Below are 22,563 nucleotides of genomic sequence, written 5' to 3'. Positions count from 1 at the left end.
AAAACAAAGCGTTATGGATTATTTTCCTCTTTTCTTAAAAGTTAAAGACCAAACGTGTTTAGTGGTAGGCGCTGACGAAATTGCGGCGCGAAAAATTGAATTACTGCTGCAGGCTGGGGCGAACATCGTCGTCGTTGCTTTGGAAATTGGTAACGCGGTAGCCGCTATGCAACAGTCAAATCAAATCGTTATCCGTCAAAAAGCATTTACGCATGAGGATATCGACGGTATGGGGCTCGTGGTTTCCGCTACCAATTGCCGCTCCACAAATATAGAGGTCTCCAAGTTGGCGAATCAGCGGAAAATCCCTGTTAACGTGGTTGATGATCCGGCGTTATGTTCCTTTATATTCCCGGCCATTATTGATCGTTCTCCCCTACTTATCGCCATATCCTCAAGTGGTGTATCTCCCGTATTAACGCGACTTTTACGCGCCAGGGTGGAAAGTGCCATTCCGGCATCGTTTGGCCTGTTGGTGCAATTGGCTGAAAAATTCAAATTATTGGTCAAACAACGCATTGTACAACCGAGTCTGCGTAGAGTTTTCTGGGAAAAGATTTTACAAGGGCCTGTGGCTGAATTAGTTTTTGTAGGCAAGCAGAGCGAAGCGGAAGAATTGCTGCGATCGCAACTGCAGCAGGCTGACCCTACAGCAAATCAGGGTGAAGTGTATTTAATAGGCGCCGGTCCTGGCGACCCCGATTTATTAACGTTTAAAGCCTTGCGTCTGCTGCAGCAGGCAGACGTTATTGTTTATGACAGGCTGGTTTCTATCGAAGTGCTCGATATGGCCCGACGAGACGCCGAGAAAATCTATGTCGGCAAACAGAGGGATAACCATAGCCTACCGCAGGAGTCGATTAATCAACTGTTAATTGATTTAGCCCTGGCCGGCAAACGTGTCGCCCGATTAAAGGGGGGCGATCCTTTTATCTTTGGTCGTGGGGGTGAAGAAATCGAGTCCTTTATCCAACTCGGGATCCGCTTTCAGGTTGTGCCTGGCATTACTGCAGCGGCAGGCTGTGCCGCTTATGCGGGCATTCCGCTGACCCATCGCGATCATGCTCAATCCTGCACATTTGTCACCGGCCACTTAAAAGACGGCAGTATCAATCTCGACTGGCAGCAATTATCTCGTCCCCATCAAACCATTGTGATTTATATGGGACTGGCTGGATTGGCAATCATCTGCCGATCGCTGATCCAGTACGGTTGTCCGGCCAATCACCCCATTGCCGTCATTCAGGAAGGTACAACCCGAAACCAGCGGGTTTTAACCGGAACACTAGCGGATATGCCAAGTCGTATGGAACAGTCCGAGATCAAGCCGCCGTCACTGATTATTGTCGGTGCGGTAGTTACACTTCATCAACAATTGGACTGGTTTCAGCGTTCGGACTAAATCACAAGTGGAGGTTAGCATTGCCCGAAACTGAGGCTTTTTGGTAAACGGTCTCATTAGGAACAATATGAGATTCTTAAAAACGAGCCAATCAACAGACGATAGCGGGTTTATGTTCAAGAACTGACGAAAATCAACCTCGGAGGCGGTGGAGCGGATTTACATCCAGGTTTCCAGGGCGGTTCGCGATTGTTGCCAGAGATTGGAAATCCCCCACGAGCGTTTCAGATTGTGGAACAAGGGTTCTATCCACCAGCGACGGGCGTAAAACTCGACCATCGCTTCGACCTGACAGTTCGGTTTCAGTCACCAACAACAGGCGCGGCTTTGCCCAGGATAGTTTTTTGTCGTCGTAAAACTCGCACCAGCCGGCCCGCACAGGTGCTCCTTTCAGGAAGCGGGCCAAGGCTAGCGCCGAACGTATTCGCGTTTGCCCTAGATGGTCAGCGACAACTCAATCGCCGGCAAGGTGGTGATCGCCTCCGCCGTCAGGCGTTGGCCATACTTCCGCGGTCGGCCACGACCAGACTTGCCGGACATGTCGGGCGGCAAAAACAAGGCGGATCGATGCGGGCTTGGGTAATGGCCTGGATGCCACGGCTGAGCAACGGCAAAACCAAACGGCCGCGCATGAACCATGAGTCGCATAACAACCGTGTCGGCACCGTCTGTGTTGTTGCCAAGACTCGCGCAAGGCTAATGCGAGGGGCAGCTTGTTACGATTGCCGGTGTCTGACACCAAACGCGAAAAAATCTGCAGCACCAACTTAGCCTTGTTGTGACCCAAGACGCTGACGCTAAGCGTCGCCCAACATTGTGCCTGCACGAAATCAGGGCGACTGGTTTTGTGCTCATGATCGTGGCGCATCGCCAGTGTATCGTCGATCACCAAGTTCAGGGTTTGCACCGGCAACACTAGGCAGGCGCGCAGCAATCTGATGAAGGTCGCCCGCGAACGCGGCGGCACGGCGGGAAGCAAGGCGGAAATCCATTGGGACAGAAAATGGCTACTACGCAGAGAAAAGGACATGAAGTGAACCCGGAGCAAATAAATGCTCCATGGGCCGCCACTCGACAATCTATCAATGGGTTGTCGAGTGGCGGCCGCGCGGGTTAGGTATTATATTAACTACTTTTTTACGCAACGTGAAAAAGTCATGCACAAAAAAGCCGCCGACCCTAACGGATCTGGCGGCTGAATGTCTAAAGTTGATTTTTCACTATCCATGAATGGAGCTTTAATTTGATTTCATTTGCGGTGATTAAGGAGAGCGCATTATTCGGCTGGATAATGCGCTAATATAAAAGTGACTTAGCTACCTATCAGCTGCAGGTGTTTGTGCTTGAACGGATTGAGCCGCTGGATACGCCATTACCGAAGCCAGTTTACCTTGCTGATCCAACTCCACCACGAAGGCTTTGCCGTACAACGCCGGACAGCCGCAAAAGTTTGGCAATAGTTGCTGCATGGCATTGGCTGGATCGCTGGCGGTATTGGCCACCACAAAGGCGATGAAGGCATCCGAATCACTTTCAAAGGTCGATTCCTGAAATTCATCGTATTCGCTTCTGAAACTGGCCATTTGTTGCAAAACCTGAGCCGAGCAATCGCCCTTGGGCACAATGATGTCATCAGCGTTTTCCTGACCTTGATAGCAAGCCTCATCCCTGATTTCAACAACATCCTGCCCAAGCCGGATACGGTAAGCATCGCAAAAACGTACGCTAACCCAACACCAAGCACCTTGGAATTGAGCTTGGTGCGTTTCATTGACCGTTTCAATCGCTAGCTCTTCGTCGTTAAGATGCCGAACCAGTGAATGAAGCCAATGCCCGTTATCCAGGTTGCCGTGGTACAGCAAATAATCACGGTTCCAGGCAAACAAATATCGCGCAGCGCCGTCCTGTTTGATGTCATCGTCAATCGAGACGATGCCGCGGGCCATTATGTCTGCACGGGGCATGGCTTTTTCCGGCCGCTGCTCGAAGTTATCAAAAACTTCGGTATCGCAAACCGGATAAGCGATGATTTCGCGTAAGGCCTCGGGCGGTACTACGGGCACATCGTTGAGTAACCGCAGAAGCTCCCAATGCCGCAGCATGTCATAAAATCCGACAAATTCTTCGGCAGACAGCGTGGCTTTCATCTGGATAAAGCGCTGTTCGATGGTTTGCGCCAGCACGGCTTTAACCCGCTTGACCACATCAGCCTCGTCGACCAGCTTGTCACGATCCGGCAAGCGGGCGTGAAAACGGGCAGAATCCAGATGAATGATATGGCGGTGCGATGTATAGTTGTGCGAGGAATATAAAGGTAAACCCTGCAGGTAGACATCGAACTCATATTGCGCCCCATTGGGTTGCTCCATGCCATGCAGATAAATCGCGCCAATCTCAGTGTCAACAAAAGTCAATCCGCTATCCAGTGCGCAGGCACGTTCCAGCAATTGATCGTTAAACAGCACGGGAATAGGAAAACCGCGCACCAAGCGTTTCAGCGTGGTGGCAATTTGCCCCATCTCCAACGCCACATCCTGCAATGTAATACGGGTAATACCGTTCCAGTCTTGGACGGGTGTGATCGTCACCGGCTTAAATGCCAGAATGTGGTCAGTTTCGACATCGATCGAACCGCTTTTGCTGGTGACGCTGATGTGTCGACAGGCAAACAGTGCCGATAAAAAGCCGATTCCGAACGGATGCTCATGGGCAACCACATCCGCATTCCAGCCGGATTCGGCTACTGTTAGTAGTGTTGCCATCGAGTCGATGCCGCAGCCATCATCCAAAACCTGTAGCGTTTTGGTTTCAGGACAAAATTTAATCACCACCATGGCCGCATTGGCCCGGCGAGCATTTTGGATCAGCTCGCCCAGGACCGTGGTTTTGTTGGTGAAACTGAAGCGTAGACTTTTGACCAAATTGGCTTGGTTGACTTTCATCGCGACTTCGTTGTTTTGTGTGTTCATGTGTTATCTCCGGGTATAAAAATGCCCCAAGGACATGACATAGTCCAACCCCGACGGGGAGAACGGATCATCTCCCCGAGGCGGGTAGTACTGGCTAGGCCAGTGGTTAAGTTAAAGACCTGTATAACACCGGATTACGATGCCAAAGCCAGATCAATAGCCGATGGTACAGACCCCGCCCATTCCAGCAAGCTGGATTGGGCGTTTTCCAATACCGCATCGGGATCGATACCCCGACTGACAAGTACCGTGCTCATTGCTTGTGTCAACAGGCCATGGCCTCTTTCCCGTTCCGACTCCCCGCCGTGCTTGATAGCCCAAAAGGGATCGAATCGGATAGCTCGACCATTGCGTTTGCACTGCTTGTTCACTTCGGTGTGAAACGCCTTATCGAACGCTTCCGCTTGTTCGAACTGATGCCAGAAACCTTTTCCAGCTTGGATGTCCACCGGCGGCAACCAGCGGCGCTGGCGGCCGACCCAACGGTTCATCCGATCGATCAGGGTTTTACTTTTCGGAAAAAAGTGAATGGTGCCAACGCCGGGATAATAGCGAACGTCAAAATAACTACCGCCAATCCGCTTGCCGACCCGAAGTGCGTGAAAATGCTGCCGAAACACCGATACCAAACTTACTTCCGCTTCGGTCTTGCCGTCGAGCAAGGCAAATACCTTGTCGAAGTCGGCCAGCAGCCGTTCCGATTCCCAGTTCAAACCATTCTGGTAAGAACTCGAGCCGTGACCCGGCAGAATGAAGCGCGTGGTTTTGATCCGCATACCCAGCGTGCGATGTTTATCATTGAATTTCCAGCCCATGTAAAACACCGCGTTATCGCTGTAATAGCGGGTGATCAAATCGAATACATCGCATACCATGCTCAGTTGAATTTCACCTTGCTGATCGATGATGCCTTGCAAAAAGCCGTAGATATTCGGTACGGTAAATTCCAAAGACTTGACCGTTTCGAAATCCGATTCCAAGCGTTTTTGCGCCGCCGACGACAAGCGCGACGTGACCTGTGTCGAGCGTAAAATGCTGACCCAGGCCCGATTCTTCAAATCGTGATAGCGTTTAAACAGCGTCCGCTTCACCGCATCCGAAGACGACTCGTCTTCACTACTGATACCGCCACCGCTTAGTTCGCCGAGGGTTTTGCCCAGCATGGTCCGATAACGACTGGCACGGGCTTCACTGACCACGGCCTGTCGCGCTGCTTCGACCGCGGCATTGAACATCAGTACCGCATTGTCGATGAAGGCGTTTGGTAAGGCCAACTCGTTGGGCATTTGAAACTCACCGGCTAAATCGTCGGCCTCCCGCCTATCCTGGCGCAAATCATCCAGAATACAGCCGAGGATGTCCTGCTCAAACGTTGAGGTTTTCCTCAACCAGACCAAGGCCACCTCGACCGGCGTTTTGCGTTCGGCATCCTCGCCGGCGAACATTTCTGGCAGAAACTCGACTTCGCCGTGCTGCTCGATCAAACGCAATAACAGCTGGCGTTCCTTCGAAAACGGATTGCGCACGGTTTCGGCGTTGAGGATGGCGACGATTTCACCGTCAAACAAAATCTCCCAAGCCTTCAACACGTGTTTGGCCCCGTCGGCAAACGGCGGATTCATGATGATGTGCGAATAGACACTGCCGCTTTGAAACTGCAGAAAATCCATCCCCACCACGGCAAAGCCTTCATCGCGCAGAACCGCGTGCTTGCGGATATCGATTTCAATGCAATCGATCGGCAAACGTTTCCCGTATTGGTACGGTACTGAACGAAGCAAATGGCCTTCGCCTGCTGAAGGCTCCAATACCCGAGTGAATTGTTGGTTCTTGAACGTCGCCCAGGCTTTACGGCTCAGTGCTTCTGGCGTGGGGTAATATTGATAGGGGTCTGTCATGATCTTCTCCAAAGAAGCCCCTGACGACCGATTTATCCCTGGCGGGATAGCATCATCCCGCAGGGGTAGTGTGAAAGACTCGGTTTAACCGAGTGTTGAAATTAAACGGCGCGTCATATCAACGCGAACCGCTTACCTTGAATGAAGTCCTGATACTGCCGGGCTTCGGTTTTTACTTTGAACCGGGCATGCACGCTGCCGTCGATCCAGATTTCCCAGGGCAAGCGGTTAAGCTCGCCTTTCACCAGTTCTACCTCGCCAACTCGAAAATCATCATGTTGGTAAAGTACCTGGCGGGGACTGTCGACACGGACGATACAATGATCCAGTAACGCTGGACCTCCGATGTCACCTGGTTCGATCAATAACGGCACTTTGATGGTGCCTGTCGAACGGCCAATCCAGCCGATGACATCGTGTTCATCAAGCCACGACTGACCGGTTTGGGTATCGCCGTAATAAACCCGAATTTTGCGTCGGCTATGGCGAAGTTGTTCCAACAAATCAACCATCGGTTCCGGTGTATCGGCGTGATAACAGGTGCCGGACGGCAAACGCTGATACTGGATGCAATGACCCGTGCCGAAGGTGTGTTCAAAGACTTGTGTCATGATGTTGTCCTCAAAAAATACGGAAACATCACGATTCCCCAGCGGGAATAGGACATTCCCGTGTGGATGGACAAAAATGAGTGCCGAATAGAATGACGTGGCTAACTCAGGTTTTTGCAAATTGCGCGCTTAAACACCGCGCGCACTTTTCAGGATGGGATCTCCAGTACAGGCTTTCCCAAGGCTTGTAAGGCCAGAGGGATTAACTGATCTAAATTTTCCCAATCGATACTGCCGCCGTTGGTTTCGCCTTGTTGATAGGCTTCAACCAAACCGCGGCAAACTTGCATGGCCGCTTGCTCTTTCTTCAATTGCCGAACCGAATGATCCGGTTCCGGCCATTGTTCAACGGCCACGCATTCCCAGGCCAAACTTTCATCGCCCGACTCAAGGTATTCGTCGGATAATAGCGGCACGTTAGCTGTGTCATCCCAAATGGTGGCATCGTTGAATGCCTGCTCGGCAATCTGTTGTGCAGCTTCGGGACTATCCGCGGTGATACCCACCGACACCCGGTGCACATAGTCGATTTCATAAGAAACTACGAAAAGCCGATTCACAGCCGCCGCCGTGACATTGGCGGAGGCGGGTTTTTCGTCTGGCAATTCGGTTTCCACCGATTCACCCTCGATCAATGCGCTTTCATAAGGCTCGATCTCCTTGTTGCAGTCCGGGCAGCGATCGTTACAGGCGCAATCCCATACATCCTCCCATTCGGTTTGGCAGTAGGGACAGCGGTACTGATTCAGATAGCGAACCGTGCTGTTTTCGACAGCGGTTGTGCCAACGATGGGTTGGTTGATTGTTTTCATGGTCATGTTCTCCAAAAAATGCAGGAACGACCACCCGGCAGGATGAAGTTCCTGCAAGGGTAAAGTCGCTGAATAAAGCCGAAAATCGGCTTGCGCAGCGGGGTTGAATTCGCGCAAAAATCGGTATATGGTGACTAAAACTCATTAAAAGCAGAGAAATAGCCATGTTTGACGATATTTTGCGCATTTTTGATTTCCTCAGTCCTAAGCAGACGGAAGAGACGTATCCAAGTCGAAAACCGATGGCGATTCCGTTGGATTCCAACGATCAAGCCACCCCAATCTGCAAAAAATTATTTGCTGATTTGGACGCTGCCGAAGCGGAAGTCTTGAACGATATTGACGATCCAGAAATCGCTTGGACGTTATTAAGTCGTATTCGCCAACTCAGGCGAGAGAGCCAACACGATTTTTCGGCTTTGTTGCCATCAAACTTATTGCCGACTCAATTTGATCAACCAATCAACAGAAACCCCGTTCGTATCTTCAAAACACAAACGGGTGCTCAGTGGTCGGTTTTCAATGGCGGGCAAGCTCATTAGCCTGAATCTCCAGGCCATTACCAGACTTGAGAGCAGTCCTCAATTGACGCACTGGATGGGATGATTTGGATAAATCTTCATCCATCACTGAAGTAGTTTTTTTCGAGCGTTTTGTCAGTTTACCGGCTTTCGGCTCATCTAAAGCTGCCATTGGTCTGACTTTTTCCAATTCCAGTTGTAACTTGGCGATTTGAATATCGGCTTTAATCAGTTCCATGGTTTTGGATTTTATCTGCAACTCCACATCCAATCGATCAACTTGCCGATTGGAACCTGCGTTGCGACTATGAATTTCCTGACGCACGGAATCCGACATGGCCAACCAATCTACCTCGTGACGGATGGTGGGCATGATCACCGGTAGCCGGTGTCGTGCCAAACGCTGCGCACGATAGCGGTGAAACGTTTGAGCTGTGTGTTTGAATGCGCTCAGCAGTTGCAATGCTGTTGCCCAAATCACCCGCAAGGCGAGGATAAACATAGCCAGTAGGATGACGCCGAAAATAAAGTTCATTGAAGTTCTCCTTTAAAGATTTAAGAAAACACTTCGAATGAGCAGCGCCCGGCCGGGCGATGGTCGCCCGAAGCGGGTTTTGATTTTCAGTGGGTAGCACCACTGCGATTTACATCGGGCTTAACGCACCCGACACGATCAAGGGATCACCTTGCTCGCCGCCTAATGACGGAACGCCGACCAAGGTCGGATTCAGCATTCTTCGAAAAGAACGCATGAAAGGTCTGTTTGTCGAATGGGCTCCAGGATGTGAGTGCATTCGACAAGGCTATGTTCGCGTTAATAGTTGACGTCGCCCCGGCATGGATTGCCGGGGCCCAGAAGTCATGGATGGCAAGATTTCTTCACATCCTTGTGACTTGGATCCCGGCAATCCATGCCGGGATGACGGCTTCAATGTCCTTTCAACTACTAACGCGAACATAGCCTTCGACAAACTACGGTTGCAATCAGCTACCCATAGCCACAATCCAAGGCATTAAGCCAAGGATTGGGCTACGGATAAATGACTGGCCGAGACTTAGGCAGCCAACAACACCGCTTTCGAGAGTTCGAACAATTGCGCTCTCAGCTCTGATAGATCGTGAATGGTGATCGCAATCGGGAATAGATGACTGACATCCAATCCCAATCCCACACCGACCGTTTCAATGCCACTATCGCGGCAACGCTGCAACAGTTCCAGCGTGCTCAAGGTATCGTTGGGCTGACCATCGGTCATGACCATCAACACTTTGCGAGGTTCTCGGCAACCTAATAGCGACGCCGCACCAAACCAAATCGCTTCGGTCATCGGCGTACTGCCAGTGGCTGCCAGCGAAAAAGCACCGGTGCGAGTATTCACACGTTGACCATGCTCCAGCAGACGAAATACCGAGTCATCTTGAATGCCGGGAAACGCAGTGACGCCGGGATTAACCCCCGGAATGCCTTCAAAGGCCAATGCCAGCGCCAAGGTGGCTTCCAACGCAATCGGCATACGCGATCCGATGGGTTGGCCTTGGCTATCGGTCACCTGATAACCCATGCTTTCGGATTTATCGAGTAGCAGATGAATCGCAGTATTGGGCGCCGATTTGGCCTGCTTACGCTGAAACACCTTGGTTTCGCCGAGTGGTAAGCGGTGTAAACGCTTACCATCCATTCGCCGTCCACGACAGGCGTGTTGCGAGCGGTTGAGGGTTTGTGACTGCACCAGGCCTTGTAAAGCGGCGCGGATTTTCCCCGATTCGCTTTGTACCTTACGCAGAAAAAACGCACCGGCCTGATCGTCCATAGGTGGCTCGTGGCCACTGGGCATTAGCAGTTCTGACACGTTTTCCGCCGCCAACGACAAGGCTGATTTAAGGGATTCAAACAGGTCTTGTTCGATGTCACCGTCGCCGGCGGACAACAGGGTTTGCAAGACGCCCATCGGGTCTGCAATCTCCGTGCTCTCTTCGTCATCACCTTGCGGATTGGATGAAGAACTTTCTGCCTGCGCACTGGGTTCATCGTCAGGATTTTCCGGATTGGAATCATCGTTACCACCGGATTCTGAAGACTGTTCGTCGTCATTATCCGTAGGTAAATCTTGATCGTGTTCCATATCATCCTCGGAATCCGAAGCGTTCGAATTGTCCAAGTCAGCTGTTTCACCGGCCTGATCCGTATCATCCGATTCACACGATGTGTCCTCATCAACCGATGGCTGAGTCTGATTGCGCTGCCGTTGTTGCTCGAACTCCTGCTCAATCATGGTCAGGATGCGATCAGTCAATTGCAGGCAATCGGATTCGGATTGCAATCCCTCCGGGACTTCGGACAATAAGCCTTTCAAACGTGTCACAGCGCCGGTGGGGAACGTTGCCTTCAAAGCGGTTTCAGTTTCTTCGACCAACGGCCGTAACGACGACTGACCCAATACCCTGGCACGCAAGCTTTTCAACACGAAGCTATACAGAATATTGGCCGGATGATCAGTGATATTGCTGGCGACAAAGTCGCCTTTGGCAATCATCTTTTCAATTACCGTGCGAATCGTCAGCCGAGTTCCCGGAAAATCCTTGGCCAGTTCATACTCAATGCGGACATCTTCAATCGCGTTGCAAAGCCGACGGCGTAATACTGAATTACCGTAGCGCAGCGTAAAGTCCGAATAACGAATGTGCGCCGCTTCGTGGGCCAACAGCCCCCAGGCCACATCCTGATATTCCGCATCGTCACCGTCATAAGCCGGCAACTGAATGGATTTGCCATCGGTATAGGCTTGATTCCCACCGACACTGACTTTGACGCCAAAGCGATTGCCGATGGCGGCCGCCACGATGGGGAAGGCGTTGTGTAAGGTTCTATTTTTCATGGTGTGCTCCAAAATTTAGGGCAAACCACGGCCCCAAAGGGACATGAATTTGCCCCAGTGCGTGAATAGTTAAATGGCGTCAGATCATTCAGAACCAGTAGTCCTGGTCAGAATGCTCCGCAGCGACCTCATCATCATCGCCATCAGCAGTGACTGCTACCAAATCGGATTGATCATCCGGTTTGATGTCTTCATCAGAATCATTAATAGCAGCATCGGCTTGGCTTTTATCTAGCAAGACCCCAGGCGCCCAGTCCCCCGATACCGATTCAGGTTCCATTTCATCGTCAAAGATGCCGTCAAACAGATCGAAAAAATCGTGGCTGTCTGAAACACTTTCGGCGATGACTGGTGTTGGTTCGGTTGCGACTGTTGTTGCTGTTGGTACCGTTGGTGGTTCTAACTCTGCAGGATCGACGATTTCCTCAACATCCGTCTCTTCAACAACAGGTGTTTGATTTACCAACAAGCCTTCACCGTGCCGCCGGGTTTTATCCGGATCGGACAACAGCATCGCTGTCGCCAGAATCTCCTGCAAAATGCTGCCTTCAATGGCGCCTTTGTTGGGAATTCTCGTCAGTAGATCGTCAATGGTGCTGACCACCGGTGCGACCCGATGATCCAGAAAGCCCAAACCATCGAGCTTGTCACGCATACGGCGAATCGGTCGTAACGCATTTCGCGTCACTTGCTCCTTGCCTAGCAACGACTGCTCGATGAGTTGATTGGCTTCCACGGAGATTTCGTAGAACATCTGCTCACTGAGTGAACTGATTTTGCTTTCCAGACGCGCGACGTCTGCCGGCGGCAAACTATCGGGCAAACCGACACTGACCACCAAAAAATCAAACGACAGCCGCGTCGAGACAAACTCCACCGAATCCACCGCTTGCTCGATAATGCCGGCAAATTCCGGATGGCGAACCACCCAGTCAGTCACCGCCGCATCGTAACCGGCAATAAACTCGGTTTTAGCCGCTGCAAAATCTAGCGCGATGCGTTCCAATTCAGCGGTAATGCTCGAAGCAGACTCAACCGGTACGGCAAAGCCACCCAGAAAGCGAGTGCCGACTCGTAAACAAATGCGTTCGGCTTCTTTCTTCAGGCGGTTAAACACCGTCAACTGGTCAGGATCGAGTAAACGTTTAGACCCTAAGCTGGCTAAGTCCTCCGGCGGCAGTTTGCTACCGTCGGCCAGCACCAGATCTTCTTTTTTCAGTTTCTTGCGGGCACCGTAGATATTGGCTTCGACTTTCACCAAGACCACGCGATCTAAGATCACTTGCGTTTCATGCGACATGGGAACCTCCTAAAGAAAAGAGGCACACCCATCCCGCTGGGGCAGATGTGCCCCTTTCGGGTTAAATAAAAATAACAGTACGCTTAAAACCAGCAGTCGTCCGTGTCGGACATGGCCACTGCCAGATTTAATCGGGGTTTGAGCAAGCCCAAAACTTCAGCGGTTTCACGAATGCTATCCAGATCTGTGCCAAAAAATGCCAGCACCTCCTGTTCAACCTTCAGATCGACCGAGAGATCTCGGGCAGTTTCGGTGGCAATATCAATCTCCACGCCTTTAAAGCCTTTTGCTTTCAGCGCCAGTAAAAACAGCCAGGGCAAAACGCCATGCACTGATTTGATCTGACCACTGAGTTCAAAGGTTTCGGCATTGAGGGTCGCATCAATGAATTGTTGCCAGCCATTCCATTCCTGTTCAGGCGTAGCATGACCATCCGACAAGGTTTGAATAGCGCCGATCAGTCGCCTGACCTCGTTACTCAATTCCACACGGATAGACTGTTTTGCATGGCAATCAATGGTCCAATACAGTGCCTCGACTAGCGGTGTTGGCACGGGTTCGGGATTGGAATCAGGCTCAGACGTTTGTAATGGCGTTGCCGAAGTCTTGACCGGAAACACCACTTTGCCGTTAACATCAATATCCACCTCGGCGACAAACACATAGCCTTTGGCCTGCTTTTGTCGTTCGATGTCGAGCTGCTTAACGCTGTATCGGTTGCTAACGCCCGGCAAACTATCTGCCGTTTTCCCCCAACGCGTCGTAATCGAACCATCCGAATTACTCCTGACCGCCCAGTCTTTGGAGCTGCCATCACTGTTACGATGACGATATAAATTCCAGGCTGCCATGGTCAGACCTGCCAGTCATCGCCAAACACATCTTTCGCTATACGATGAATCGCTTCGCGCTCAGCCGGTTCGGCCCGAAAGGTCAAAGCCCGATCCAGCGAGTAGGCCAAGGCATTAGGCGCACTTTTGAAGGTGGCCACCAATGACGCCCAACGCACTAAACCGCGCGTCGATAACGTCACCGATAACATGCCAGCGCCATCCGCGCCGCCAATGAAGACTTTTCGAATCTGGTTGGCGACCTTGATCATGCTTTCGCGTACCGTTTCCGGCATGCTCGGCACCACATCAGCCAACAGTTTCATTTCGTCTTCCGGCTCCGGGTAACCGACTTCCATCAAGCGAAACCGGTCCAGAAACGCTAGGTTCTGCCGCAACACCCCTTGATACATTCCCGATTGATCACCCGATCCGGCACTATTGCCGGTGGCCACCAAACGAAACTTGGGATGCGGGGCAATTACGTCGCCAGTCTGTGGAATCGTTAGAGGTTTCCCTTCGACGATTTCATTCAAACCGATCAGTTCAGCGGGGTCGATGGCATCGATTTCGTTGATCAACAGCACATGACCCAGGCGGACTGCCAGGGTCAGCGGGCCATCGATCCACTTCATCGCGCCGCCGTCGACCAGCATGTACTGACCGAGCAGATCGTTCAGTTCCAGTCGACCGTGACCGGTGACCGAATGCACGCCCCAATTCAGACGTGCCGCGACTTGCTCCAACAACGAGGTTTTTCCAGAGCCGGTAGGGCCAGTCAGGTATAAGCCATCGCCGTTATGCGCGCCTAAAAACGCCAATACATCCCGTAAGTGATCCTTGCGAAACACATACGGCTTAATAGCCGGTACATAGAGGTTATTTGCCGGAACAAAGCCTTCCACTTTCATGGAAGCCGGTGCCTGGATGCCGAAGGAGTCGGTAATGGAATATTGTTGGTACATGGTGAGCTCCTCGAGGACTAGCCTCAGAAAAAACAAGGGGCACGCCGCCCCGAGGGGTGATGAGCCCCAGCGGGTGAATAAAGCCCTGGCATGCCAGGACGGATTAAAAAATCAACGTAGCTGCATGACGCAGTACATCGCCCATTCGGCGCGGGCCAACAGCTCCCGATCCATCAAACGCAGGATGCGCTGAATGTCGCTTCTCAAACCGGGCTCCGAGATTTGACGGTGCATCTCCAGCAGCAAACGCTTTTTGGCCTGGATGTCGTTGCTATGAGCAACGTTCAACCAGCCGTGCAAGGTTTTCCAAAAGTCGTGATTCATAATGACCTCCTTCAAAAGTGAAAAGGGGTCACCGTCCCGCAAGGGTGATGAACCCCAACGGGACAAACTAAACACACCAGGCTTGACGCACCTGGCACACGAGGCAAATGCTCATGCCGCTTAACAACGGAACGCCGGTCGAAACCGGATTCGGGATTCCAGAAAGGAATGCCTGAACGATGCGGGTTTTGGGTTGGACTTTTCTGTTGAAAGCCCAGCCTAAAACCGACAGGCCAGAAATAACTGATTCGATCATATGGCCGGCGTAAATTATCTTGGCCGGTTGACGTCAATCAAAGAACATCCCATAACCACAGGGGTTACAGGATGTCTTGGAAAGACGACGAAAACTCAAAACCAAAAATCCACGCCCGCCAGGTCTTTCAGGGTTTGGGCGTCGAACGGCACTTCGGCATGTTTGCCGTCGTCGTCCCGACAGGTCACGCGGACACGCGTAGCCGACGGTTTTCGATAGACTTCCAGCGCCGAGGCCTGAACACCCGGTTGCAAGGCTTGCAATGCTGCCTTGTAATCGATAGCACCCTGGCTTTGAAATCGGCTGATCCGCAATCCGGAATGCTCCGCAGCCACGTAATCACCCATCAACGCTACCAACGTGTCTTCAATGCGCGACTGCTCATCCTCCAAGCCGTTGAGTTGGCTTTTCAGATCCAGGATGGTCAACGCCCGTTGCCGATACGTCGCCGCCAGTTGTTGCCATTGCCGTTCCACATCGCCGTGGGGCAAGTACAAATCGCGCTCAGGATCCTTGGGTGGTTCCTTTTTCGATTTGACCGCCGACCAGAAATCCATCGCGGACTCGACCAGAGCCGTGAGAAAGTGCTCATCGCGCTGAATCTCGAATTCCACATCCTGGTCTTGTTGGTAGAAAAACAAAAAGCCGCGTTGCGCTTCGGCGACCAGCAGTTGCTGTTGCACCTGGCACCAATACAACTGATAGGCGGCCGAGGCTTCCCGATTCAACAGTACATCCAGAAACGTGGTCTCGTGCGGACATTTGATTTCCACGGGTTCATTCGCGTCGGACAAACCGTCGAATGAAGCCCGCATCAAGGGATACTGTTCCGACTCGCCGCACAGCGGCAACAACATCAGATCGTGTTTGTCCTCGAAGCGTTGCAAAGCCTCGGGCTCTTGCTGGATGCCGGCGCGGATCAACGGGTTGTTGTCCAGGCTGGCTTCCAAAACCAGGCCGATTTTCTCGGCCCAGAGACGCCACGGGGTTTTGTACGGCGAACGGTTCATGACAATGGCCGCTTCGCTGGCACTGACGCCTTGTAAGCGCCACTGCCGCCAGGCGGCGGAACGCTGCGAAACGTCGACGACCTTCATCGGAAAAATCCGGTCAACTGCACCTGACAACCAAATCGCACCGTCTCAATGCCAAGCTTGTGCAACTGGGTCTGGCAGCGCCGGGCCCAATAGCCATCGCCGAACAGCAACAGCAGTTCGTCTTGCGCCGGCAGACACACGCCGCCAAAACTCTCGGCAAGTGTCGTCAGTTCCGGTTGGCTCAAAGGTTGCGGATTCGGTTCGTTGCCCTGGGGTCGCCACAGGCGTTCCAGAAAGCCCCGGCCGTGACGGCGTAATACCGTGGGGGAATCGTAACGTTGCCAGTCGGTATGACAGGGCACGCGGTTTAATGATTGATCGTTTGTGTTCATGACCTCTCCTAATAAAAGAAGGGTGTCATGTCCAACCCCGTGGGCGAAACATGACGCCCTCGTGGGTGGTTAGGGAATTTTGGGTAGCAGCGTATTAGGCGGCGTTACCCAAGGTTTGACGGGCCTGATTCATAGCCATGTCTTTCGCTGACAAGGGTGGCATGCCAGTGTTTTCGGTTTGCTCCAGGGCTTGTGTTGCCTTGGGTTCAACTTGCGATACCTTGTCCAACTCGGCCAACGCAAAGGTCAGATCCATGCCTTTGAACTTCTGGTGGGCATAGTCGTAGGCTGCTTTCCAGGCACCTGCCGCCGCAGTCCGTCTAACCAGCTCTGCGACCGCTTTTTGCACCTTGGGATGGATTTGCGACAAATCAATCACGTGCGGTGTAGGCTCGGATGCTCCTATAAACCGATCATCAGCAGAACCAACATCGGTTTCCCAATGCGTCGCCTCGCCATCGATTACGGTACCGTCGACAACATCGTCGAGCGTTTTGCCATCCATCTCCTCCGCGGCATAGCCGCATTCCTCTGGAAAGGCAGTACGCAAAGACGCCGCTTTACCGCATTTGGCCAATTGCCCCTTGGGGCGTTTGATCCACATCGCGGTCGGCACTTGTGAGTTTTTACCGCCGGCCGTGCTGTAGGCTTCCAGCCAATACACTTCCTCGGTAAAGGCGCAACGTTTGCCGCCGACAATCCGGTACACGGTGACTGCCACCCATTCGGGAAAAGTCACGGTGACACTGGACTCCTGCCATTGCTCGTTGTCGTCCTTGTAGCGCCCGGTAAAGGTCTTGCTGACATCAGGACCCCAGACGGGCCTATCCATGCCGGCCCAAACACCGGTCCGAGACGCGGTAGTCTGGATTTCCATGATGGACGGCCAGACGGTCTCGACATTGCGGCCCAATGCCGCACTCCACATCGGCACGATATGCACCGGCTTTTTGAAGATGTCGAGTTTGCGAGCCTTGCAATAATCCAGCGCCATCAGAATGGCTTCCGGGGTTTTGGCCGTGGGAAAAGTGACTTCGGTCAACACTTTCCAGGATTGCTCCGACAGACCGTAGCTTTGCTGGACAACTGCCGGCATCGGCAAGTCACGGGTTTTGGGTAAATTGTTGCGGTTGTTTTGGCTCATGGTGAGTCTCCTTCAATAAAAAAGGGAACGCCATCGCCCGCCAGGGAATGGAGTTCCCCAGGGGGTTGAAATACCGAAACCTGAAAAAGGTCGGCGGTGTAACCGTCAAACCATCGAACGCCAATAATCGGCGCGCCGGGGTTTAATGAATCGGCATATCGCTGTATTCGTCATCCCAATCGGCGTCCTCAGGGGCTGCTGGCGATGATGACGAACTGTTGGCGGCTGCCGATGCGCTAGGGCGATCCAGCATCTGCAATTCAAAGGCGGCGATTTCGGTACGGTATCGCTTGTCATTCGCTTGACCCCATTGCTGGGTACGCAAACGGCCTTCGATGTAGATCTGGCTGCCTTTGTGCAAATACTGTTCGGCGGTATCAGCGAGTTTTTTGAAAAACACCACCCGATGCCACTCGGTCCGCTCCTGTTTACCGTTTTTGGGATCGTTCCAGATTTCGCTGGTTGCCAAACGGATGGCGACGACTTTGCCGCCGTTATTGGGCATAAAGCGAACGTCCGGATCGGCGCCGAGCCGGCCCAGCAAGATGACTTTGTTCACGCCGCGATTGGCCATGATGACATTCCTCCTGTCGGCCGCGCCCGACTCAACGATAACAATACCCAGCGGCGCGGCGATGGGCATGCCGACGCCTCGAATCCCTGGGGGAATCGATACGCCCGGCAGGGTTAAACAATTAATACTCACATCAGGCTTGACGCACCTGACACGCCGATGGAACACCACCGTCGCCGCTTAAAAACGGAACGCCGACCGAGGTCGGATCAAGGCGGTCGTGAAAGACCAGCCGAGAAAGTCTGGGGAGAAGCGGAAGGCTGATGGCCAACCAATTCCGTTGGCTGGTATTGAAGCAGAGATTTTTTGAAGGGCTTTTGCAGCTGATGCCGAATTCGCCATCAGCTGCGGAAAGGCTAAAAAGAATCTGGCTTACGATCATGAACCATTCGTTCACATCAGGAAACGGTCATGTCCGAAGCAGCTCCACAGCCCAAACCAGCCCCGCGCCGTGCCATCAGTCGGCCAATATTTGAACGTACATTTAGCATCAACAGCGAACAAGCCATTCGGGTGATTCGTAACAGCTATCATCGATTGATGGTGTCCCTGTACGCCATCGACGTGATTCTGCGCATCATTGGAAGAGAGGAAACGGTCGATGAAATTGAAAGCCTCGTCAGTCAGATGATTGCCGAATGTGCGGAGCAACTGCAGCAGGAAAAGAGTCGGTTGGAAAAACTCAAGGCCGACAACGGCATCACTGAAACGCCGACGTACACGCATCCCAGGGAATTTGTGGCCAAGATTGCCTCGCCCCAGATTGCCCAGTTCGTCGAGTTGATTCGTTTGCTGGACCAGTTGATGATCGTGATGGACACCTTGTGGCTGTGCCAGGTCATTTCCAACAAACATTGCATTGATGCACGTCTTCAGTGGCAGCAGCGCTTGCAGCGGCTAGCGAATAAAATTGTGACGATGGAACGGCATGCGCATCAGGCAGCTTATGAACAAGGGCATGGAGAGGAAGTGCGATTGGCCCGACAGCAATCTGGACTGTTGGGTGAGCCAGTGAAACTTTCCAAGGATGAGGACTCATTGGTTGATGAGACCGACTCGAATTAAGGCAGGTGCGCAATGAGCGTTGATTCGAGTGAAATATGCTTGTGTGTTTCGTTATCCGAACAGGAGGCTTTGGATTTGGCGCAATTTCTAAAGCGAACTGGATTTGCTGATTATTGCAGTCAGGCTGTCGATGATGAGGGGGCTTATCGCATGCGCGCTGTTGCGGAAAAGGTCAGAAGGAACTTGGTTGCCATTGGCTACGACCCACGCTAGGAAACACCCCGTCAATTTCGTTGAAAAGAAGCTAACCGTAAATTCGGCTGAGGATTAGAGTGAATCTGAAGTGCTAAGTTGACAAAATCTTAAAAATGCACAATTATTAGGTTGACGATTTTTTATTTTTGCACAATTTGGAGGGCGAATGCTTCCTCAACCTATACATTACCACTCGGATTTGACTCATGAACGTTTATCCGTCGTCGCAGAGTTGTTACTGGATGAACACTACAAAACGCTCGACGATCTTTCCTCAGAAACAGATGATAACTACACGCGTGGCTGCACCACATTCGGACGGCAAAAAAACCGGATTAAAGGCTTGGCTCTGGCAAAAACTTATTCTTGGTTACAGGTCAGTAATAACGCCAATGATTTGGTCTTCACAATTGGTAGCGTACCTTGTCGATTCAGCAGTGACGATCCAAACAGCCCAAAGAAAAAAGCCGTCTTGACGGTTAATCGCTACCAAGCGTCATTTTTCGATGATATTGAGAGCGACCAGGACCCATGCCGTTACTGTTTCATCATTGATCAAGGCATCAATGATGATGCTGAGCCTTCAGTTGTTTTTCTCGGATTCGACGCGACGGGCGTGGTGCGGTGTCAATGGGAGTCCGGTGCGATTAGAACTTTCCAAAGTGTTAATGCCGTTGTTGTTCCTGAAGCTGTTGAAATAGGCAAACCTGCCGTCAAACCGAAAAAATCAGTCGCGGGTTCCAAAGACGAGGCCAATCGGCTATGACCGCCGATTTTCTTGGGCAAAACCTTCGGCTTGCTCGGTTATTTCACGGGCTGTCTTTGCAGGATTTGGCCGATAGAGTCAATAAGTCAAAGCAATATCTCAGTCGGTTGGAATCAGGCTTAGAGCCTCCGCATGAAAGCCTGGAAACAGCGTTGGCGGAAGCTCTGGACGTGCTGCCCCGATTTTTCAGGGAAGTCGATCCGATGCCGATTTCCGACGAGCAGTGCCATTTTCGTAAACAGCTGACCACGAAAGTTGCGCTTAAGCAGGTCGCTCGTGCACAGGGCGAGATGTTTAAGCGACTGGTGTCCGTTCTTGACCAGAACTTAGATTTTCCCAATTACGATTTTCTACATGAAGAGGTATCAACGCCCGAAGAGATTGAACGCGTTGCTGAAATAAGCCGGTCTCATTGGGGGTTGGGTTTAGGGCCAATTGCTAATATGAGCCGCGTTGCAGAAAATGCTGGTGCGGTATTGGTAAAAACGGGTGGGCTAGCGGACGAGATCGATGCCATTTCGTTTGCTACTCGGCGGCCGGTTATTACGTTAAATGCTGGAGGGAAATCGACTTGTCGTACCCGGTTTGGAATCGCGCATGAAATTGGACACTTGACCATTCACGTTGGCGTCCAAACGGGGGATAGAGCAACAGAATCCCAAGCCAACCGATTTGCGAGCGCGTTTTTAATGCCGCGCGCATATTTTATTAAGGAGTGCCAAAAAGCGTTACGCGGCAGTCGGCTGAATTGGCAAGCACTGTCCGACATCAAAATGCGCTGGGGGGTCTCAAAAGCGGCGATTTTGTATCGTGGTCGGCAGCTCGGCGCGTTTTCGGAAGAGCAATATCGGTCTGGTGTTATTTCATTGCGTCGGCACGGGGAAGCGCTTCAGGAGCATGAAGATCGTGATATGGTTCAGGAAAAGCCTGAAGTTATTTTGGACAGCATGAAAGTTTTGGCCGAGCAATGCGGCATGTCCAGAAAAATGATTGCCGACTTGATGTTTGTAAAACCTGAACTTCTCGATCAGTTGGTTGGCGTTAAAGCTGATGAATCGTTTCAGAATAATATTGTTATTCTGCAATATCATCGTAGTTTGAATTAGGCGAATTGCCTCAAATTAAAAGTAACCCAAGGGTTCAGTAAAAACGGGTCGTTGCCTCACATTGTGTGTAACCGAAATCAAGCGGGTTACCACCATGGGAAAACACGAACGACGAGCCTATTTACACGCCATCCAAAAACGTTATCGACAAAGTGATAGGGCCACGAAACAAACGATCCTGAACGAGTTTTGCGAAGTCTGCGGCTACGCCCGTAAGTACGCGATTCGTTTGCTGAATCGAAAAGCCAAGCCAACCGCTTCGCCTAGCAAACGGCCCGGCCCCAAGCGGAAATATCAAGCCGAGGTGTTGCTGGAGCCATTGAAGCGCATCTGGTTCGCTAGCGATCAACTGTGCGGCAAGCGCCTGAAAGCAGCGATACCGATCTGGCTGCCGCACTACGAAGCGCAGTACGGCTCACTCTCCGATCAGGTTCGTGCCGACTTGCTAAAGGTTTCGGCGGCGACCTTGGATCGCTTGCTCAAACCCTTGCGCGTCCAGCACCCCAAAGGCTTGTCCGGCACCAAACCCGGGTCTCTGTTGAAAACCCAGATTCCCATCCGAACTCATTACTGGGACGAGACCCAGCCCGGTTTTGTCGAAGCCGATACTGTCGCTCACTGTGGCAATTCGCTGGCCGGCGATTTCGTCTGGAGCCTGACGATGACGGACATTGTCACCGGCTGGACCGAATGCCGGGCCACCTGGAATAAAGGCTCGCAAGGTATCCTGGAACAGATTCAGGCCATCGAGAACCTGTTGCCATTCCCTTTGAAAGGCTTCGATTGCGACAATGGTTCTGAATTTCTCAATCATCACCTGGTTCGCTATTTCACCGACCACCCGCAAAAGCCTGCGTTTACCCGCGCCAGGCCTTACAAAAAAAACGACAATGCTCACGTCGAGCAGAAAAACTGGACTCACGCCAGGCAATTATTCGGCTACGACCGGCTGGATAATGCCGCGCTGGTGCCGTTGATGAACGAGGTCTACAGCACGCTTTGGTGCCCTTTGCAGAATCATTTCTGCCCCAGTCTGAAACTTCAGAAAAAACACCGAGACGGCGCCAAAGTCGTGAAAAAATACCATGCCCCGCAAACCCCTTACCAACGGGTGATCAATCATCCTGGCATTCCGGAAACCACCAAACAGACTCTCCAGGAACATCATGCCAAACTCAATCCATTTGCTCTTAAGGCCGCCATTGAGCAACAATTGAAACTCATTTTTTCACAAGTCCAGGTTACCTCTAATGTGAGGCAACGACTCTGATACTTCGGTTACCTTTTTCTATGAGGCAATACGTTAGGTTTTCAAAAGTAACTTGATGTCGTTTTTTTTGCTAGACAATCGCCTTTTCTTTAAGACTTGCTTTGGCTCTGGCAAGCCTTCATGAATGGAATTGTTGTCGAAGGGTGACGACATTCGGTTGACAGAAGAATGCGCTAAGGCATAAAAAATTCGGCAGTATTAGCATTATGACCTATTTATTGTTATCTATACATGACAATAAAATCATTAT

General features: G+C 51.8%; 24 protein-coding genes. 7 read left to right on the top strand and 17 right to left on the bottom strand.

All coding sequences use genetic code 11. The features are described from left to right. The first annotated feature begins 13 nt into the window (after positions 1-13). Entirely contained in the window at positions 14-1,402 is a 1,389-nt protein-coding gene (gene cysG / locus ACR02O_RS15385; protein ID WP_101053002.1) for a siroheme synthase CysG, read from the top strand. Positions 1,403-1,561: 159 nt separating this feature from the next. On the opposite strand, the gene ACR02O_RS15380 is transcribed toward cysG, so the two are convergent. The 6 genes from ACR02O_RS15380 to ACR02O_RS15355 form a co-directional block, all read right to left on the bottom strand. Next, positions 1,562-1,681 carry a transposase gene (locus tag ACR02O_RS15380; RefSeq protein ID WP_117433616.1) on the bottom strand — a complete coding sequence of 40 codons (120 nt, stop codon included), beginning with the start codon at positions 1,679-1,681 and terminating at the stop codon, positions 1,562-1,564. 175 nt (positions 1,682-1,856) lie between these two features. Further along, a complete protein-coding gene (locus tag ACR02O_RS15375) occupies positions 1,857-2,432 on the bottom strand; it encodes a hypothetical protein (RefSeq protein ID WP_205454230.1) in 576 nt (191 codons plus the stop codon). A gap of 286 nt (positions 2,433-2,718) precedes the next feature. Further along, positions 2,719-4,371 carry an ATP-binding protein gene (locus ACR02O_RS15370; protein ID WP_458137623.1) on the bottom strand — a complete coding sequence of 551 codons (1,653 nt, stop codon included), beginning with the start codon at positions 4,369-4,371 and terminating at the stop codon, positions 2,719-2,721. Positions 4,372-4,505: 134 nt separating this feature from the next. Further along, positions 4,506-6,269, bottom strand: a complete 1,764-nt coding sequence (locus ACR02O_RS15365) for a DUF4942 domain-containing protein (protein WP_494521961.1) — start codon at positions 6,267-6,269, stop codon at positions 4,506-4,508. A gap of 113 nt (positions 6,270-6,382) precedes the next feature. Next, a complete protein-coding gene (locus ACR02O_RS15360; RefSeq protein WP_033158744.1) occupies positions 6,383-6,880 on the bottom strand; it encodes a hypothetical protein in 498 nt (165 codons plus the stop codon). Between the two features lie 149 nt (positions 6,881-7,029). After that, positions 7,030-7,692 (bottom strand): hypothetical protein, encoded by a 663-nt coding sequence (locus ACR02O_RS15355; RefSeq protein ID WP_101053444.1) that lies wholly within the window; start codon positions 7,690-7,692, stop codon positions 7,030-7,032. Between the two features lie 164 nt (positions 7,693-7,856). Here ACR02O_RS15355 and ACR02O_RS15350 point away from each other — a divergent pair, with 164 nt between their 5' ends. Beyond that, positions 7,857-8,234 (top strand): hypothetical protein, encoded by a 378-nt coding sequence (locus tag ACR02O_RS15350; RefSeq protein WP_033158743.1) that lies wholly within the window; start codon positions 7,857-7,859, stop codon positions 8,232-8,234. Here ACR02O_RS15350 and ACR02O_RS15345 read toward each other — a convergent pair. From ACR02O_RS15345 to ACR02O_RS15295, 11 genes are all read right to left on the bottom strand, one after another. Beyond that, positions 8,212-8,748, bottom strand: a complete 537-nt coding sequence (locus ACR02O_RS15345) for a hypothetical protein (RefSeq protein ID WP_033158742.1) — start codon at positions 8,746-8,748, stop codon at positions 8,212-8,214. The genes ACR02O_RS15350 and ACR02O_RS15345 overlap by 23 nt on opposite strands. Positions 8,749-9,268: 520 nt before the next feature. Continuing rightward, entirely contained in the window at positions 9,269-11,089 is a 1,821-nt protein-coding gene (locus tag ACR02O_RS15340; protein WP_458137622.1) for a VWA domain-containing protein, read from the bottom strand. Between the two features lie 88 nt (positions 11,090-11,177). Continuing rightward, entirely contained in the window at positions 11,178-12,389 is a 1,212-nt protein-coding gene (locus ACR02O_RS15335; RefSeq protein WP_458137621.1) for a DUF3150 domain-containing protein, read from the bottom strand. 83 nt (positions 12,390-12,472) lie between these two features. Continuing rightward, positions 12,473-13,240, bottom strand: a complete 768-nt coding sequence (locus tag ACR02O_RS15330) for a hypothetical protein (protein WP_458137620.1) — start codon at positions 13,238-13,240, stop codon at positions 12,473-12,475. 2 nt (positions 13,241-13,242) lie between these two features. Continuing rightward, positions 13,243-14,184, bottom strand: a complete 942-nt coding sequence (locus ACR02O_RS15325) for an AAA family ATPase (protein ID WP_458137619.1) — start codon at positions 14,182-14,184, stop codon at positions 13,243-13,245. Between the two features lie 111 nt (positions 14,185-14,295). Continuing rightward, on the bottom strand, positions 14,296-14,508 hold the full coding sequence (locus tag ACR02O_RS15320) for a hypothetical protein (protein ID WP_033159580.1): 213 nt from the start codon (positions 14,506-14,508) through the stop codon (positions 14,296-14,298). A 351-nt stretch (positions 14,509-14,859) separates the two neighbouring features. After that, positions 14,860-15,861 carry a YqaJ viral recombinase family nuclease gene (locus tag ACR02O_RS15315; RefSeq protein WP_494521960.1) on the bottom strand — a complete coding sequence of 334 codons (1,002 nt, stop codon included), beginning with the start codon at positions 15,859-15,861 and terminating at the stop codon, positions 14,860-14,862. Continuing rightward, positions 15,858-16,193 (bottom strand): hypothetical protein, encoded by a 336-nt coding sequence (locus ACR02O_RS15310; protein ID WP_415878312.1) that lies wholly within the window; start codon positions 16,191-16,193, stop codon positions 15,858-15,860. The genes ACR02O_RS15315 and ACR02O_RS15310 overlap by 4 nt, the downstream gene beginning before the upstream one ends. Before the next feature lie 94 nt (positions 16,194-16,287). Next, on the bottom strand, positions 16,288-17,337 hold the full coding sequence (gene bet / locus ACR02O_RS15305) for a phage recombination protein Bet (protein ID WP_494521959.1): 1,050 nt from the start codon (positions 17,335-17,337) through the stop codon (positions 16,288-16,290). 142 nt (positions 17,338-17,479) lie between these two features. Further along, positions 17,480-18,043 (bottom strand): single-stranded DNA-binding protein, encoded by a 564-nt coding sequence (gene ssb, locus ACR02O_RS15300; protein WP_458137616.1) that lies wholly within the window; start codon positions 18,041-18,043, stop codon positions 17,480-17,482. 1 nt (position 18,044) lies between these two features. Beyond that, the gene (locus tag ACR02O_RS15295) at positions 18,045-18,308 is read right to left on the bottom strand and encodes a hypothetical protein (protein WP_133120691.1); all 264 of its coding nucleotides are present in this window, start codon (positions 18,306-18,308) and stop codon (positions 18,045-18,047) included. A 14-nt stretch (positions 18,309-18,322) separates the two neighbouring features. On the opposite strand from ACR02O_RS15295, the gene ACR02O_RS15290 reads away from it, so the two are divergent. The 5 genes from ACR02O_RS15290 to ACR02O_RS15270 all read left to right on the top strand — a co-directional run bounded on the left by ACR02O_RS15290 (position 18,323) and on the right by ACR02O_RS15270 (position 22,313). After that, complete coding sequence (locus ACR02O_RS15290) at positions 18,323-18,976, top strand: hypothetical protein (RefSeq protein WP_101053448.1); 654 nt, start codon at positions 18,323-18,325, stop codon at positions 18,974-18,976. Positions 18,977-18,988: 12 nt separating this feature from the next. After that, entirely contained in the window at positions 18,989-19,189 is a 201-nt protein-coding gene (locus ACR02O_RS15285; RefSeq protein ID WP_033159584.1) for a DUF7706 family protein, read from the top strand. Between the two features lie 148 nt (positions 19,190-19,337). Then, entirely contained in the window at positions 19,338-19,937 is a 600-nt protein-coding gene (locus tag ACR02O_RS15280) for a hypothetical protein (RefSeq protein WP_033159585.1), read from the top strand. Continuing rightward, on the top strand, positions 19,934-21,043 hold the full coding sequence (locus ACR02O_RS15275; protein ID WP_033159586.1) for a helix-turn-helix domain-containing protein: 1,110 nt from the start codon (positions 19,934-19,936) through the stop codon (positions 21,041-21,043). The genes ACR02O_RS15280 and ACR02O_RS15275 overlap by 4 nt, the downstream gene beginning before the upstream one ends. Before the next feature lie 94 nt (positions 21,044-21,137). Beyond that, on the top strand, positions 21,138-22,313 hold the full coding sequence (locus tag ACR02O_RS15270; protein WP_458136872.1) for an integrase: 1,176 nt from the start codon (positions 21,138-21,140) through the stop codon (positions 22,311-22,313). The last annotated feature ends 250 nt before the right edge of the window (positions 22,314-22,563 follow it).

The organism is Methylomonas sp. PHL2-19 (assembly GCF_059331595.1).
Note: the sequence above shows the minus strand (reverse complement) of the source record. Positions and strands in the feature narration are given on the sequence as shown.